The organism is Nocardia sp. NPDC023852 (assembly GCF_040639505.1).
Lineage (GTDB): Bacteria > Actinomycetota > Actinomycetes > Mycobacteriales > Mycobacteriaceae > Nocardia.
On the sequence record NZ_JBFAAB010000001.1, the window covers coordinates 20694 to 36021 of the forward strand.

The 15328-nt window shown below is 66.3% G+C and carries 13 protein-coding genes; 11 read left to right on the forward strand and 2 right to left on the reverse strand.

What is annotated here, in order from left to right; genetic code table 11:
• Positions 1-4 precede the first annotated feature (4 nt).
• From AB0H00_RS00085 to AB0H00_RS00105, 5 genes are read left to right on the forward strand one after another with little or no spacing between them, the layout of a single operon-like run.
• Positions 5-1885 carry an ABC transporter ATP-binding protein gene (locus tag AB0H00_RS00085; protein ID WP_357258343.1) on the forward strand — a complete coding sequence of 627 codons (1881 nt, stop codon included), beginning with the start codon at positions 5-7 and terminating at the stop codon, positions 1883-1885.
• A gap of 13 nt (positions 1886-1898) precedes the next feature.
• Positions 1899-3599: an ABC transporter family substrate-binding protein gene (locus tag AB0H00_RS00090; RefSeq protein WP_357258345.1), complete on the forward strand. Its 1701-nt coding sequence runs from the start codon at positions 1899-1901 to the stop codon at positions 3597-3599.
• A gap of 32 nt (positions 3600-3631) precedes the next feature.
• The gene (locus AB0H00_RS00095) at positions 3632-5311 is read left to right on the forward strand and encodes an ABC transporter family substrate-binding protein (RefSeq protein ID WP_357258348.1); all 1680 of its coding nucleotides are present in this window, start codon (positions 3632-3634) and stop codon (positions 5309-5311) included.
• A gap of 44 nt (positions 5312-5355) precedes the next feature.
• Entirely contained in the window at positions 5356-6981 is a 1626-nt protein-coding gene (locus AB0H00_RS00100) for an ABC transporter family substrate-binding protein (protein ID WP_357258351.1), read from the forward strand.
• Positions 6978-7640: a hypothetical protein gene (locus AB0H00_RS00105; protein WP_357258354.1), complete on the forward strand. Its 663-nt coding sequence runs from the start codon at positions 6978-6980 to the stop codon at positions 7638-7640. Before AB0H00_RS00100 ends, AB0H00_RS00105 begins: the two co-directional genes overlap by 4 nt.
• A 170-nt stretch (positions 7641-7810) precedes the next feature.
• Here the strand turns inward: AB0H00_RS00105 and AB0H00_RS00110 are convergent, their stop codons facing one another.
• Positions 7811-8164 carry a MerR family transcriptional regulator gene (locus AB0H00_RS00110; protein ID WP_357258357.1) on the reverse strand — a complete coding sequence of 118 codons (354 nt, stop codon included), beginning with the start codon at positions 8162-8164 and terminating at the stop codon, positions 7811-7813.
• A 104-nt stretch (positions 8165-8268) separates the two neighbouring features.
• Between AB0H00_RS00110 and AB0H00_RS00115 the strand changes: the two genes are divergently transcribed.
• The 6 genes from AB0H00_RS00115 to AB0H00_RS00140 all read left to right on the forward strand — a co-directional run bounded on the left by AB0H00_RS00115 (position 8269) and on the right by AB0H00_RS00140 (position 14778).
• Positions 8269-9135: an NAD(P)-dependent oxidoreductase gene (locus AB0H00_RS00115; RefSeq protein WP_357258359.1), complete on the forward strand. Its 867-nt coding sequence runs from the start codon at positions 8269-8271 to the stop codon at positions 9133-9135.
• Positions 9136-9244: 109 nt separating this feature from the next.
• Entirely contained in the window at positions 9245-9967 is a 723-nt protein-coding gene (locus AB0H00_RS00120; RefSeq protein WP_357258362.1) for a FadR/GntR family transcriptional regulator, read from the forward strand.
• Positions 9968-9990: 23 nt separating this feature from the next.
• A complete protein-coding gene (locus AB0H00_RS00125) occupies positions 9991-10707 on the forward strand; it encodes a sterol desaturase family protein (protein ID WP_357258365.1) in 717 nt (238 codons plus the stop codon).
• A gap of 550 nt (positions 10708-11257) precedes the next feature.
• The gene (locus AB0H00_RS00130) at positions 11258-11452 is read left to right on the forward strand and encodes a cation-transporting ATPase (RefSeq protein WP_357258368.1); all 195 of its coding nucleotides are present in this window, start codon (positions 11258-11260) and stop codon (positions 11450-11452) included.
• A 19-nt stretch (positions 11453-11471) separates the two neighbouring features.
• Complete coding sequence (locus AB0H00_RS00135) at positions 11472-12428, forward strand: hypothetical protein (protein WP_357258371.1); 957 nt, start codon at positions 11472-11474, stop codon at positions 12426-12428.
• A gap of 37 nt (positions 12429-12465) precedes the next feature.
• The gene (locus AB0H00_RS00140; RefSeq protein WP_357258374.1) at positions 12466-14778 is read left to right on the forward strand and encodes a heavy metal translocating P-type ATPase; all 2313 of its coding nucleotides are present in this window, start codon (positions 12466-12468) and stop codon (positions 14776-14778) included.
• Positions 14779-14896: 118 nt separating this feature from the next.
• Here the strand turns inward: AB0H00_RS00140 and AB0H00_RS00145 are convergent, their stop codons facing one another.
• Positions 14897-15241, reverse strand: a complete 345-nt coding sequence (locus AB0H00_RS00145; protein WP_357258377.1) for a hypothetical protein — start codon at positions 15239-15241, stop codon at positions 14897-14899.
• Positions 15242-15328: the final 87 nt, after the last annotated feature.

Genomic DNA, 15328 nt, shown 5'->3' on the forward strand with positions numbered 1-15328 from the left:
CCGCATGACGGGCGCAGGCGCAACCGAGAAAGTCATGGGCGAGAAGAACTCGACGACACCGCTGCTGGAGATCACGGATCTGCACGTCTCCTTTCCCAGCGAGGAGGGCCGGATCGACGCGGTCCGCGGCGTCACCTACAACGTGTCCGACGGCGAGGTGCTGGCCGTCGTCGGTGAATCCGGTTCAGGTAAGTCGGTGTCCTCGCTGGCGGTGATGGGCCTGCTGCCTGAGCAGGCTCGCGTCAACGGCTCTATCCGGTTCCAGGGTCGCGAGCTGCTCGGGCTCGGCGACCGCCCGTTGTCCAAGCTGCGTGGTAGTGCCATCAGCATGGTTTTCCAGGACCCGCTGTCCGCGCTCACGCCGGTCTACCGGGTGGGAGATCAGATCGCGGAAGCTCTGCTGGCGCACGGCGCGATGGGCAAGGCCGAGGCCGCGAAGCGGGCGGTGGAGCTGCTCGACTTGGTCGGCATCCCCGACCCGGAGATGCGGGCAAAGGCATTCCCGCACGAGTTCTCCGGCGGCCAGCGCCAGCGCGTGGTCATCGCCATGGCGATCGCCAATGATCCGGCGCTGATCATCTGTGACGAGCCGACCACAGCGCTCGACGTGACGGTGCAGAAGCAGATCCTGAACCTGCTGCGCAAGGCGCGCGACATCACCGGAGCGGGCGTCATCATGATCACCCATGACATGGGTATCGCCGCCACCCTCGCCGACCGCGTCGCGGTGATGTACGCGGGCAAGATCGTCGAAACCGCCGCCACCACAGAGCTGTTCAGCGCACCACGGATGCCGTACACCGTGGGGCTGCTCGGCTCGATCCCACGCATGGATGGTCCCCCGCGCCGACCGCTGATTCCGATCGTCGGCGCGCCGCCCGCTATGCACGCGCTGCCGCCTGGCTGCTCGTTCGCGCCGCGCTGCCCGATCGCGATCGACGACTGCCTGGCCGCCGAACCGCCGCTGGAGAAGACCGACCCTGGGCATGCGGCCGCCTGCATCCGCACCGCCGAGGTCGGCACGGACGCGTTGTTCGAGGCCTACCGCAGTGAGGTCACCGAACCGGAGGCCGAGCCGGAGGCGGAATCGGAGGTGGTGCTGCGGGTTTCCAACCTGGTGAAGACCTTCCCGATCACCTCGGGCGTGGTGCTGCGCCGCCGCAAGGGCGAGATCAGGGCGGTCGATGGGATCAGCTTCGAAGTGCGGGCCGGTCGCACCCTTGCGCTGGTGGGTGAGTCCGGCTCCGGCAAATCCACCACACTCACCCAGATTCTCGATCTGATCCGCCCGCAGTCCGGGGCCATCGAGATCATGGGCAGCGACGTCGCGACGCTGAGCAAGGCGCGCAGGCGCGAGATCCGGAGGAAGATGCAGATCGTCTTCCAGGACCCCACCGCCTCGCTGGACCCACGCCTGCCGATCTTCGACGCCGTCGCCGAACCGTTGCGCATCGACGGCCGCCCGCGCACCGAGATCGCCCGCCGGGTACCGCAATTGCTGGAACAGGTCGGCCTGCGTTCCGAACATGCCGACCGCTACCCCGCCGACTTCTCCGGTGGGCAGAAGCAGCGCATCAGCATCGCCCGCGCCCTCGCGCTGGATCCGGAGCTGCTCGTGCTGGACGAGCCGGTGTCCTCGCTGGACGTGTCGATCCAGGCCGGTGTGCTGAACCTGTTGCGCGACTTGCAAGCCGAGCGCGCGTTGTCGTACCTGTTCGTCTCCCACGACCTGTCCGTGGTGCGCAACCTCGCGCACGAGATCGCCGTCATGTACCGCGGTCAGATCGTCGAATACGGCGCCGCGGAACAGATCTTCGCGAAGCCGAAGCACGAGTACACGCGGGCGCTGATCGACGCCGTGCCGGTTCCGGCCGTCAGCCGTTAGGGAGGAGAGCGCGATGCGGATCCGAACGAGCCGAGGCCGCACCCGGTCACGCGCGGTGCGCTGGGCGGTTCCCGTCGTCGCGTTCGGGCTCGTAGTCGCGGGCTGTGGCTCCGATAGCGGCGATTCGTCCGAGGGCCTTTCCGACGCGCTGGGCGCCACCAGCGACATCAATCCCCGGAACCCGGACGAGGTGCGCGAGGGCGGCAACCTACGGCTTACCATCACCACGTTCCCAGCGAACTGGAACACGCTGTCCAACGACGGGAACGACGGCGAGATCGCCGATATCGAGCGGCCTTTGGTTCCCCGCGCGTTCAGCACCGATGCCGCAGGGCAGCTGGCCGTCAACACCGACTACTTCACCGACGTCCAGCTGACCAGCACCGACCCGCAGCAAATCACCTACACCATCAACCCGAAGGCCGTGTGGTCCGACGGGACCCCGATCACCTGGGAGGACATCCGCTCCCAGGCCAGCGCGCTCAGCGGCGCCGACAAGCGCTTTCTGATCGCCATCACCAGCGGCTTCGACCGGGTCGAAAAAGTGGAACGCGGCATCGACGACCGGCAGGCGATCATCACCTTCAAGCAGCACTACGCGGAATGGCGCGGGCAATTCGCCGGAAACATGTCGCTGTTCCCCAAGTCGGTGACCGCCGACCCCGAGGCGTTCAACCACAGCCTGGTCGACAGTATGGGGCCGACCGCAGGCCCGTTCGTGATCCAGTCCACCGATCGGGCACAGGGCCGAATCGTGCTGGGCCGCAACCCGAAGTGGTGGGGCGACAAGCCGAAGCTCGACACCATCACCTACAGCGTGCTCGACCACGCGGCGTGGGTGGGCGCGCTGCAGAACAACGAACTCGACGCGGTGCGCCTGGCCACGATCGATGACGTGAAAACCGTCCGCAACACCTCGGGGCTGGCCATCCGCCGGGCACCGGGTAATCGCTGGCGCCACATCACATTCAACGGCGCTCCCGGCTCCATCCTCGCCGATCCGAAACTGCGCGTGGCGATCTCGAAGGCCATCGACCGCCAAGGCATCGCAATCGCCACCCAGAACGGGCTGGTGGAGAACCCCAAGCCGCTGAACAACCACATCTTCCTGCAGGGACAGGAGGGTTACCGAGACAACAGCCTCGGCTACGATCCGGCCGCGGCGGCGCGCGAGCTCGACGCCCTCGGCTGGAAACTCGACGGGGACGTCCGGGAGAAGGACGGCCGCAAGCTGGTCATCCGTGACGTCATGTACAACGACCCGACCTGGGTGCAGATCGCGCAGATCATCCAGCAGAACCTGGCCGGGATCGGGGTCGAGCTGGTGATCGACACCAAGCCCGGCGCCGGCTATTTCACCGATGTCATCCAGCCCGGCGACTTCGACGCCGCCCAGTTCGTCTTCATGGGCGACGCATTCCCACTGAGCAGCATCCCGCAGATCTACGGCTATCACCCCGACGACCTACAGGGCAATTACGGTCGCATCGGCTCGCCCGAACTGAACGCTTTGATCGACCGCACCCTCTCGGAGCTGGACCAGGCGCAGGCCATCCACCTGGCCAACCAGGTAGATCGGGCGGTCTTCGAGGAAGGTCACTCGCTACCGCTGACTCAATCCGAGGGAAACTTCGGCATCCGCGCCGACATCGCCAACTACGGGTCCCCGGGGCTCGCGTCCTACGACTACACCAAGATCGGTTTCCTGAAGTAGATACGCAGCAGCGCTGCGGGAAGGAGCGAACCATGCGGATTCGTTCACTGACGACACGGCTGGCGGTTGCCGTCGTCGCGGTCGGACTGGTGGCTGCCGGGTGTGGCTCGGATGACGAGGACGCACCCGCGGGCTCCTCCGCCTCGCTCGGCACCACGAACGACATCAACCCACGAGATGTCGGCGAGCTGCGCGACGGCGGCAATCTGCGACTGGCCATCACCTCGTTTCCCGCGAACTGGAACACCTTGTCCAACGACGGGAACGACGCCGAGATCGGCGGACTCGAGCGGCCGATGATGCCGCGCTCGTTCACCACCGATGCGGCGGGTGAGCTCTCGGTCAACACCGACTACTTCACCGACATCCAGCTGACCAACACGAATCCCCAACAGGTCACCTACACCATCAACCCGAAGGCCGTGTGGTCCGACGGCACTCCGATCACCTGGGAAGACATCCAGTCCCAGGCCAACGCACTCAGCGGCGTCGACAAGGCGTTCCTGATCGCCAACAACAGCGGCTTCGACCGGGTCGAAAAGGTGGAGCGCGGCGTCGACGACCGGCAGGCGATCATCACGTTCAAGCAGCACTTCGCCGAATGGCGCGGGCAATTCGCGGGCAATACGTTCCTTTTCCCCAAGTCCGTCACGGCTACGCCCGAAGCGTTCAACAAGAGCCTCGTCGACGGCATCACGTTGACCGCGGGACCGTTCCTCGTCCAGTCCACGGACCGGGCACAGGGACGAATCGTGCTGGGCCGCAACCCCAAGTGGTGGGGTGCGACCCCTAAGCTCGACACGATCACCTTCAGCGTGCTCGATTCCTCCGCTCAGCTCCCAGCACTGCAGAACAACGAGATCGACGCGGTCGGCCTCGGTACCCGCGACGACCTGAAGACCGCGAAGAACACGCCCGGCGTCGCGATCCGGCGGGCACCGGGCAACGCCTGGAACCACTTCACCTTCAACGGCGCACCGGGATCGATCCTGGCCGATCAGAAACTTCGCGTGGCCATTTCGAAGGCGATCGACCGGCAAGGCATCGTCACCGCCATCCAGAACGGCCTGGTCGAGAACCCGAAACCGCTGAACAACCATATCTACCTCCAGGGGCAGGTCGGATACCAGGACAACAGCCTCGGGTACGACCCGGCCGCAGCCGCCACGGAACTCGACGAATTGGGCTGGAAGCTCAATGGCGACGTCCGGGAGAAGGACGGCCGCAAGCTGGAGATTCGCGACGTCATGTACCAGGACGACACCTGGGTGCAGGTCGCGCAGATCATCCAGCAGAACCTCGCCGCGATCGGCGTCAAGCTGAATATCGAAACCAAGCCGAGCAAGGGTTACTTCACCGATGTGATCCAGCCCGGCAACTTCGACGTCGCGCAGTGGACCTGGGTGGGTGACCCGTTCCCGCTCGGAAGCCTCAACCAGATCTACGGATACAACCCGAACGATTTGCAGGGCAACTACGGCCGGATCGGATCGCCGGAACTGAACGCGCTGATCGAGCAGACGATGTCGGAACTCGACCCGAAGAAGGCGATCGAGCTAGCGAACCAGCTCGATCGCCGAGTGTTCGAGGAAGGTCACTCCCTGCCGCTGATGCAGTCGGCGGGCAACATCGGGGTGCGCGCCGACTTGGCGAACTACGGTGCGCCTGGCCTGGCGTCCTACGACTACACGAAAATCGGGTTCCTCGAATGATTCCTCGAACCACAGCTTTCGGTACACGCTTCGCTATCTCATGCATGGCGGCCGGATTGCTCCTGTCGGGCTGCTCCGACGACGGTGGTGTGCAACAAGCTTCGAGCGCGATCGGTGCGACCAACGACATCAACCCGAAGGACCGGGACGAGATTCGTGACGGCGGAAATCTCCGCCTCGCATTGACCGCCTTTCCGGCCACGTTCAACGCCCTGCACGTCGACGCGGATGGCGACGTGTCGGAGGTCGTCGGCTGGACTATGCCGGGAACGATCACGGCCGACGCCGCGGGCGAGCTCGAGGTTGATCACAACTACTTCACCGATGTCCAGCTCACCAACACCAGTCCGCAGCAGGTCACCTACACCATCAACCCGAAGGCGGTCTGGTCCGACGGGAGCCCGATCACCTGGGAAGACCTGCGCTCCCAAGCGGAAGCGCTGAGCGGTCGCGACAACGACTTCCAGGTTGCCGCGACCCAGGGCTACAGCCGCGTCGACAAAGTCGAGCGCGGCGTCGACGACCGACAGGCGGTTGTCACGTTCGGCAAGCACTATGCGGAATGGCAGGGTCTGTTCAATCCGCTGTATCCGAAGGCGTCGACGCAGTCGCCCAACGCCTTCGACACTGTCGACCGCGCTGGGCTTCCGGTGTCGTCAGGTCCGTTCGTGATCACGTCGGTCGACCGTGCGCAGCAGCGAATCGTGCTGAGCCGCAATCCGAAGTGGTGGGGTGACCCGCCCAAGCTGGATACCGTCACCTACAGCGTGCTCGACTACTCGGCGCGCTTGAACGCCTTGCAGAACAACGAGTTGGACGCCGTGTCGGTGTCGGGCATCGACGAGGTGAAGACCGCGACCAACTCGCCGGGAATCACGGTGCGGCGCTCGTCGGCCCCCAGGTTCTCGCATTTCACGTTCAACGGCGCACCAGGATCGATCCTGGCCGACCCCAAGCTCCGCATCGCGATCTCCAAAGCCATCGACCGGCAGGGCATCGCTACCGCAACTCAGAACGGGATCGTGCAGAATCCGAAGCCGCTGAACAACCACATCTACCTGGAAGGCCAGAAGGGCTACCAGGACAACGCCGAATCGGTGGCCTACGACCCGGACGAGGCCGCGCGCATGCTGGACGAACTCGGCTGGAAGCTCAACGGCGACGTCCGGGAGAAGGACGGCCGCAAGCTGCAGATCCGCGACGCTATGTACCAGCAGGACAGTTGGGTGCAGATGGCCCAGATCGCCCAGCAGAACCTGGCACAGGTCGGTGTCGAGCTGGTCGTACAGACCTACCCGGGCAACGGGCTGTTCACCGATGTCATTGATCCGGGCAATTTCGATATCGCCCAGTTCACCTGGTCCAAGAGCATCTTCCCGCTCGGTGCGCTGCCACAGATCTATGCCTACGATCCGGCGAACCCGCTGAGCAACAAGGGCCGGATCGGCACGCCCGAACTGAACGCGCTGATCGAGGAGATCATCTCCGAGCTCGATCCGGCGAAGGCCATCGAGCTGGCGAACAAGGCGGACCGGATGATCTTCCAGGAGGGGTTCTCGCTGCCCATCGTGCAATCCGCGGGCACCGAGGCAGTGCGGACCGGTCTCGCCAACTACGGCGCGTTCGGCCTCGCCTCCGCGGACTACACGAAAATCGGTTTCGTGAAGTGAGTTTCGGATCCGGCCACCCGTTGGCCTATCCGATCTCGGTGACGATCGGCGCTCTGGTGGTCTGTGCCGCCTGGGCGCCGTTCGCCACTCTGGACCAAGTGGCGGCGATCTCTTCCGTGGTTCTCGGCGTTATCGGATACACGGGGTACCGGCTCGGCGTCGCTCGGGGCCTGGTTCCGTTCTGGCGTTCGGGAACCGCACGAACTGTGCGAGTTACCCGCATCCGCCAGCAGCACCGCTTGCTCAGCCGGTCGTGGTTGCAGGTCGGGGGCACTGGTCGGCCACGCTGGCTCCCGGTCTACTTCGACCCGGCGCTGATCACCCTCACCGAAACCCAGGCCGAACTCACCGACCGCACGATTCACGTCGCCGAGCACCGCCTCTATCCCTCCGGGCGCATCCGTGATGTGGAACCACCCGGCCGCCTGATCGACAATCCCAGCCGTCCCGACCCCGAGGCACCTGCACTGGCCTCGGCCGCCACCCGGCTGCGCCGTCGCCTCTTGCTCGACGCGCAATCCACCGTCGCTGCCCCGTTCGCCGCACTCCTGTGGGTCTACCTCGACAATGGCGGCTTTCCCGCGTTCCTGGGCGCCACCGCGATAGCAGCCGCCACCACCATATGGCTGTCGGCTATCCGCGGCTCCGACCCCACGTGAGAGCCGGTACCACCGCGCAGCGTTCGTTCAGCAAGGCTAGCGGGCGGCCGAAATCGGCGGGGGCACGATTCCGTCTGTCGACTCGACGGTGACGTAACTGTCTTCATGTCCGGAAAACCACCCGCGCGAGCCGATGACCTCGCCCGACGAAGCGGAGCGGAAGCGGCGATTCATCGATTGGTGGCGGCGATGATGGAGTCCAGGGCGTGCTGTGCGCTGTTGAGCTCGTCGATGGCAGCGGAGATCCTGTCGCGTTCTCGGTGCAGATCGGCGAGCAGGTCCGGGCAGGCCGCGGCCAGCCCGTCGTCGGTGTCGATGGTGCAGGGCAGGACATGGGCGATGGTGGCAGTGTTGAGGCCTGCGGCCAGCAGAGTGCGGATGCGGTGGACCCGGTTGATATCGCTGGCGCGATAGCTTCGGTAACCGCTCGGCTCGCGAAGGGGGGCTAAAAGGCCCTGCTCCTCGTAGTACCGCAGCAGCCGTTGGCTGACGTTCGTTCGTTCCGACAATTCACCGATGCGCATCGTGGTTCTCCGACTTGACTCTCACATCCATGTGAAGGATTAGCGTAGCCGCATCAAGCCCTTCGCCGACGTCTCGGTGGGCAGCGATGAGGAGAGAAGACATCATGCGTGCACCTACGGGGATACCCGTGACCGTGGTAGGACGCGGCGTCCGAGCAGCGGCGCTGGCCGAAGCTCTGGCTATGGACAACGCGGTCACGTTCTGGGACGAGCACGAGGACGCCGCTCATCCGCGCTCGATTCTACGAGCGGATTCACTGCATGCAGCTCTCGACGGCGCGTCCCTGGTCGTCGTGTGCGTCGATGACTACGACGCTGCTGCTCGGATCCTCGGACGAGCCGAGCAGCACATCACATCCCGCGACTTGGTGAACGTGACCTCGGGCACCGGTGTGCAGGCCCGGCAACTGGCCGCCTGGGTGGGAGAACGTGGCGGCCGGTACCTCGACGGTGCACTGATGGCGCATCCCGAACATGTCGGCAAGCCGGAGACAGTGCTGGTGTACAGCGGTTCCGAAGAACTGTTCGCGCATCACGAACGACTGCTCGGGCAGCTGGGTAGCGCGACCTACCTGGGACCGGACCCCAGCACGGCGGCGCTCTACGACGTCGCGATGCTGAACTTCGCGTGGGCCACCCTGATCGGATACCTGTACAGCGCAGCATTGCTGCGCACGGCCGAGGTCCGTGCGACAACGACGACCCCACTGCTGAATCACTGGATGTCGACCACGATCGCGTCGGTCATCGCCGACTACGCCCAACAGATAGACAACGGTCGATATCCCGGCGACGAGGAATGGCTCGAACTCGACGCGCCCCTTATGGACCACCTCCTCCAAGCCGCCCAAGAGCGCGGCATCAACACTGAACTGCCCCAACTCATCAGGTCCCTCACGCACAGAGGCATCAAAGCCGGCCACGGCAAAGAAAGCTTCGCAAGCCTGATAGAGACCATCGCCAGCTCCTGAGAACCCGACGCGGCGAATTCCCACCCGCAGGCCTTGCCGACGCCCGATTACCGCTCGGAATTGGTCTGACCACTTGACCTCCTGACCAATAATGGCGCACAGTAGACGCATGGCGTTGCAACCTGTGGTCAAGCGGTCGGTGTCGGCGGATGTGTTCGAGCAGATCGCGGCCGATGTGCTCAGTGGGGAGTTGACGCCCGGTACGACGCTGCCCGGCGAGCGGCAGTTGGCGGAGTCGCTGGGGGTGTCGCGGCCCGCCGTGCGGGAGGCGCTGCAACGGCTGGCGGCGGCCGGTCTGGTGGTCGTGCGGCAGGGAGACGCTACGACCGTGCTGGATTATCGACGCGGGGCGGGGCTCGAGGTCCTGCCCCGGCTGCTTGTGCAGGCCGGCGAACTCGACCCCTCCGTAGCGCGGAGCATTCTGGAGGCTCGGCTGCATAACGGACCGAAGGTGGCGGAGTTGGCCGCGCGGCAGGCCGCCGTGACCGGGGCCGACGAGGTCGGGGCGCTCCTGAACGCTTCCGCCGAAGCACTTGCCGCCGAAGACGATCCGATCGCCCAGCAGCGGTATGCGATGGAGTTCTGGGATCACGTCGTGGACGCGGCGGATTCGATCGTGTTCCGGCTGATGTTCAACATGTTGCGCGCCGCCTATGAACCGGCGCTCGCGGCGCTGGCTCCGATCATGTCCGCCGAGGTGGGCAACGTCGAGGCATACCGCGAACTGGCCGTCGCCATCGTGGCGGGACGGCCGCAGAAGGCCGCCACCACTGCTCGCGCCCTGCTCGAGCCGGCGACCACCGCTCTGATCGAAGTCCTCGGCGGACCCTGATCACGCCCCACCTAGGAAGAACCATGACCAAATCCACAGCATCCGAACCGGATTCGGTGAACGAAGACGCGCGGGCGCAGGCGCGCCGGGACGAGCGGGCCCTGCGCCGCGGGCTCCCCCTCGGCGAAGCCTTCCGCGAATTTCTCCGCCATACCTCACCGTGGATGATCGGGACAGTCCTGGTCGGCGCCGTGATCGGCCGGATCGTCGTCGGCGACCGGCAGCCGACCGACCTGCTCGTGCCCGCGGTGATGCTGGCGGTCTTCCCGGTCTTCGAGTGGATCGTGCATGTCACCGTCTTGCATTGGCGACCGAGGCAGCTCGGCCCGATCCCGATCGATAGCGAGCTCGCCCGCAAACACCGCGAGCACCATGTCGATCCGCGTAATATTCCGCTGACATTCATTCCGACGAAGACACTGTCAGTACTGGTCATCGTGCTGATCGCCCTGGCCGCGTTCGCCTTCCCACGTCTGAGCCTGGGCCTGACCTTCCTGATCACCATCACACTGCTCGGCCTCGGTTACGAGTGGACGCACTACCTCATCCACACCGACTACAAGCCGAAAGGCTCGCTGTACCGGGCGGTATGGCGCAACCACCGCCACCACCACTACAAGAACGAGCACTACTGGTTCACGGTCACCACCTCCGGCACCGCCGACCGGTTGTTCGGCACCCACCCCGATCCATCCACCACCGAAACCTCCCCTACCGCCCGACATTTGCACTCTGCCTGACCCGGCCGATGTCCGCACTGCCCCGGACTGCGGTCGGCCCCTGACCGGCAGGGCACCGCGCCGAGCAGGTCCGGCTGATCATCGGGTCGGACATCCTGATCAGCGGCCACGTCGCGGGCCGACAAGGCGCGCTCGTCACCTACCCCGCACACCCCAGCCGACATCACCGGCCACGCCCCAGGGCAGCGTCCGGCCAGGAACGCCGCCAGCCGGCATCGGAACTTCAAGCCAGCAACGCGTCAGCGATGCCATTCGACAGGTGCTGAGCAAGATCGGCCGCACCGATACCACCGTCGGAAGCGAACCGTCGACTATGCCCAGATCGCGATCGAGGGCGGCTTCCTCCATGTCGAGCTATCGGAGTCGGCCCCGCAGGTCGTCTCGGCGCTTTTCGGTCGCCGCGGTCACCTACTGCTGACCGAGCCTGGTCCGCACGAACCCCCTCGTCGCGGACCGAACTTTTCGTTTGGACATCTCCCCTTGACAGACATATACCCTAGGGGGGTACCGTAGAAATAGCGGGGTAACGGCAACGACGAGGAGAACCACTGTGAGCACAACCACCCTGACCGTCACCGGGATGACGCATGGCCGCCGCGCCACCTCCGTCCCCGCCGAGATCGGCCGTATGCCCGCCGTCGCCGTGGGTCTCGCCGACAGCCGGGTGACCGTCGAGGGCACCAGTCCGGTCGAGCGCGGCGACCTCACCGCCGCCGTCCAGGCCGGCCACCCGGTCGCCGATTGAGCCCCGAACGGAGCATTCGATGAACGCAACCACGAAATTCGCCGGTTTCGCCCTCGGCCTTGCCGCGGTCTTCGGTATCGCCCTGGCGACCGGCGCGGCGATCGGCCCGGAGCCTGCCGAGCCCGCCCACGATTCGACCGCACATGAGGACGGGGCCGCGCCCCTCGGATCTCGCTCCGACGACGTACCTGGAGGAATGATGGCCACCGACCGCGGATACACCTTGCGGCTCGACACCACGCAGACCGCCGCGGCGCCGAATGTCCCGCTGCGCTTCCGCATTCTGAACCGGGACGGCGCACCCGTCACCCGCTACGTGCGAAGCCACGACAAAGACCTGCATCTGATCGTGGTCCGCAGGGACATGGTGGCCTTCCAGCATGTGCACCCCGTGCTCGACGGCAATGGAACCTGGAGCGTTCCCCTCGACCTCACCCGATCGGGCGACTACCGGGTGTTCGCGGACTTCACCCCGGAGGGCGGTGACAACCTGACCCTCGGCGCCGACCTGCGCGTCGCCGGCGGATACGACCCGCAACCGCTGCCCCCGGCGGCCATGACCAGCACGGTCGGCGGCTACACCGGGACGCTGGGCGGCAGCGTCATCCCCGGGCAGGCCTCGAAAGTCACCGTGTCGATGCACCGCGACGGCAAGCCGGTCACCGACCTGCAGCCCTATCTCGGGGCCTATGGCCACCTGGTAGCGCTGCGCGCCGCGGATCTCGCCTACCTGCATGTCCACCCCGACGGCCACCCTGGCGACAGCGTGACCGCGCCCGGGCCGACCATCACCTTCTCTGTCACGGCGCCGAGCGCGGGCGACTACCGACTGTTTCTAGACTTTCAACACGAGGATGTGGTCCGTACCGCCGAATTCACGCTGACCGTCGCGCCGCACGCCACCGCTCCGGCCGGCGAACCGGCGCACACCGGGCAGACCAACCCGCAGCCCGTACCGAGCGACCACGGCCACTGATGGGCACCACCTCACGTCACACAGAATGGAGCGCCCGATGACCACCGCGACACAACTACCCGCCACCGGGAGGGTCGAATTGGTGATCGGTGGCATGACCTGCGCGTCCTGCGCCAATCGCATCGAGAAGAAGCTGAACAAGCTCGACGGTGTCACCGCGACTGTGAACTACGCCACCGAGAAGGCGCGGGTCGATTTCACCGGCGATGTTGCGCCGGGCGACCTCATCGCTACCGTCGAGCAGGCCGGCTACACCGCGGCCCTACCCGCCGCGCCCGAACTGCGGGAAATCGCTGCCGAGGATGAACCCACCACAATGCTGCGCACTCGCCTGCTGGTCTCGCTGGCGCTGACGGTACCGGTGATCGCCATGGCGATGATCCCCGCGCTGCAGTTCACCAACTGGCAGTGGCTCTCGTTGACCCTCGCCGCGCCGGTCGTGGCATGGGGAGCGCTGCCGTTCCATCGCGCGGCGTGGACCAACCTGCGTCACGGCACCTCGACCATGGACACCCTTGTGTCGATGGGAACTCTCGCGGCGCTGGGCTGGTCGCTGTATGCGCTGTTCTGGGGCACGGCCGGAACTCCGGGCATGAGGCACCCGTTCGAATTCACCATCTCCCGCATGGACGGCACCGGGAGCATTTATCTGGAGGCCGCGGCGGGCGTCACCACCTTCATTCTGGCCGGACGTTTCTTCGAGGCACGCTCCAAGCGGCGCGCCGGTGCGGCGCTGCGCGCCCTGCTCGAGCTCGGCGCGAAAGAGGTCTCGGTGCTGCGCCGTGCGAGCGACGGGCCCACAGGAGGCAGCGAGCGCAACCACGCAGGGCCCCGGGAGCACGGCGACGGATACGCCGAGCAACGAATTCCGGTGGAACAGTTGGCCGTCGGCGATCGGTTCGTGGTCCGGCCCGGCGAGAAGATAGCCACCGATGGCGTCGTGCTGGAGGGGTCCTCGGCCGTGGACGCCTCGATGCTCACCGGTGAGTCGGTGCCGGTGGAGGTCGGTCTCGACGACGCCGTAGTCGGCGGCACCGTGAACGTCGGAGGGCGGCTGGTGGTACGCGCCAGCCGGATCGGCGGCGACACCCAACTCGCGCAGATGGCGAAGCTGGTCGAGGACGCCCAGACCGGAAAGGCACAGGCGCAGCGACTGGCCGACCGGATCTCCGGGATCTTCGTGCCGATCGTGATCGCGCTGTCGGTCGCGACACTCGGATTCTGGCTCGGCACCGGCGGTTCCGTAGCCGCGGCGTTCACCGCGGCGGTGGCCGTGCTGATCATCGCCTGCCCGTGCGCACTCGGGCTGGCCACCCCAACCGCGCTGATGGTCGGCACCGGACGCGGCGCGCAACTCGGCATCCTGATCAAAGGCCCCGAGGTGCTGGAATCGACCCGGCGGGTGGACACGGTGGTGCTGGACAAGACCGGCACCGTCACCACCGGCAAGATGACGCTGCTCGACGTCGTCACCGCCGAGGGCGAAAACCCCAACCGTGTCCTGGCATTGGCCGGGGCACTGGAGGATTCGTCCGAGCACCCCATCGCGCTCGCGATCGCCAAGGGCGCCCGCGAGCGCGTGGGCGAGCTGAAACCGGTCGAAGGCTTCGCCAACGTCGAGGGCCTCGGCGTGCAGGGGGTGGTGGACGGCCACGCCGTGGTCGTCGGCCGCACCCGCCTGCTGGCGGACTGGTCGATGCGGCTGGACGCCGACCTGGAACAGGCCATACGGGACGCCGAAGCCGCGGGCAAGACCGCCGTCGCGGTCGGCTGGGACGGTGCGGCGCGCGGTGTGCTCGTGGTCGCCGACGCGGTGAAACCGACCTCCGCGCAGGCGATCACCCAGCTGCGCGCGCTCGGCCTGACCCCGATCATGCTGACCGGCGACAACAAGGCAGCCGCCGAGGCCATCGCCGAACAGGTGGGCATCGACGAGGTGATCGCGGAGGTGCTGCCGCAAGACAAAGTGGATGCCGTCAAGCGGTTGCAAGCCGAGGGCAAGGTAGTCGCCATGGTCGGCGACGGCGTCAACGACGCCGCCGCCCTCGCCCAAGCCGATCTCGGTCTGGCCATGGGCACCGGCACCGACGTCGCCATCGAGGCGAGTGACCTGACCCTGGTCCGCGGCGACCTGCGCGCCGCCGCCGACGCGATTCGCCTCTCCCGGCGCACCCTCGGCACGATCAAGGGCAACCTGTTCTGGGCCTTCGCCTACAACGTGGCAGCGATCCCGCTGGCCATGGCGGGCCTGCTGAACCCGATGCTCGCCGGCGCCGCGATGGCGTTCTCCTCGGTCTTCGTCGTCAGCAACAGCCTGCGACTGCGGGCGTTCCGCTCCACCGCCCAGTAGCGAAAACACCGGACGGGACGGCACACGCAATGCCATCCCGTCCGGGCAGTCGCCAGAAGGTCTGCACGTCGGCGCACATCTACATGCGCATAACACCATGGGCCACAGTACCCGACGATCAGCCGGGGACGGTGGTCACCGCGACGAGCGAGGGCTGAAAGAGCAGCCCGTACACCTCGATCGACACGGCGCCGTTCGGCGTCTCGGTGGCCGACTGGGCGTGCTCGGTAATTCCTTGCCCGAGATAAGCTTTCGCCCCAGGCGACCAGGCCACCGCCATCTGACCGAGTGCGGGGCCGAGGTTCAGGCTCGCGATCGCGGTCGACTCGCCGTGGTCGAGATATACCTCGGTCCCACCGGGAAACGGATTCAATGCCACCGCGGAGGCGGTCGCGCCGCCGAACGCCGCGGCCGAACATCCCGCGGCCAGCGCGACCAAGACCGACATGATCCGACGATTCATCCGAATCCCCTTTGGCGTAAGCACACGACATCGGCCGTCCGGCCGGTCATGCCACCCTTGCCCAGCGCCATGCATTCAGCAATTCGA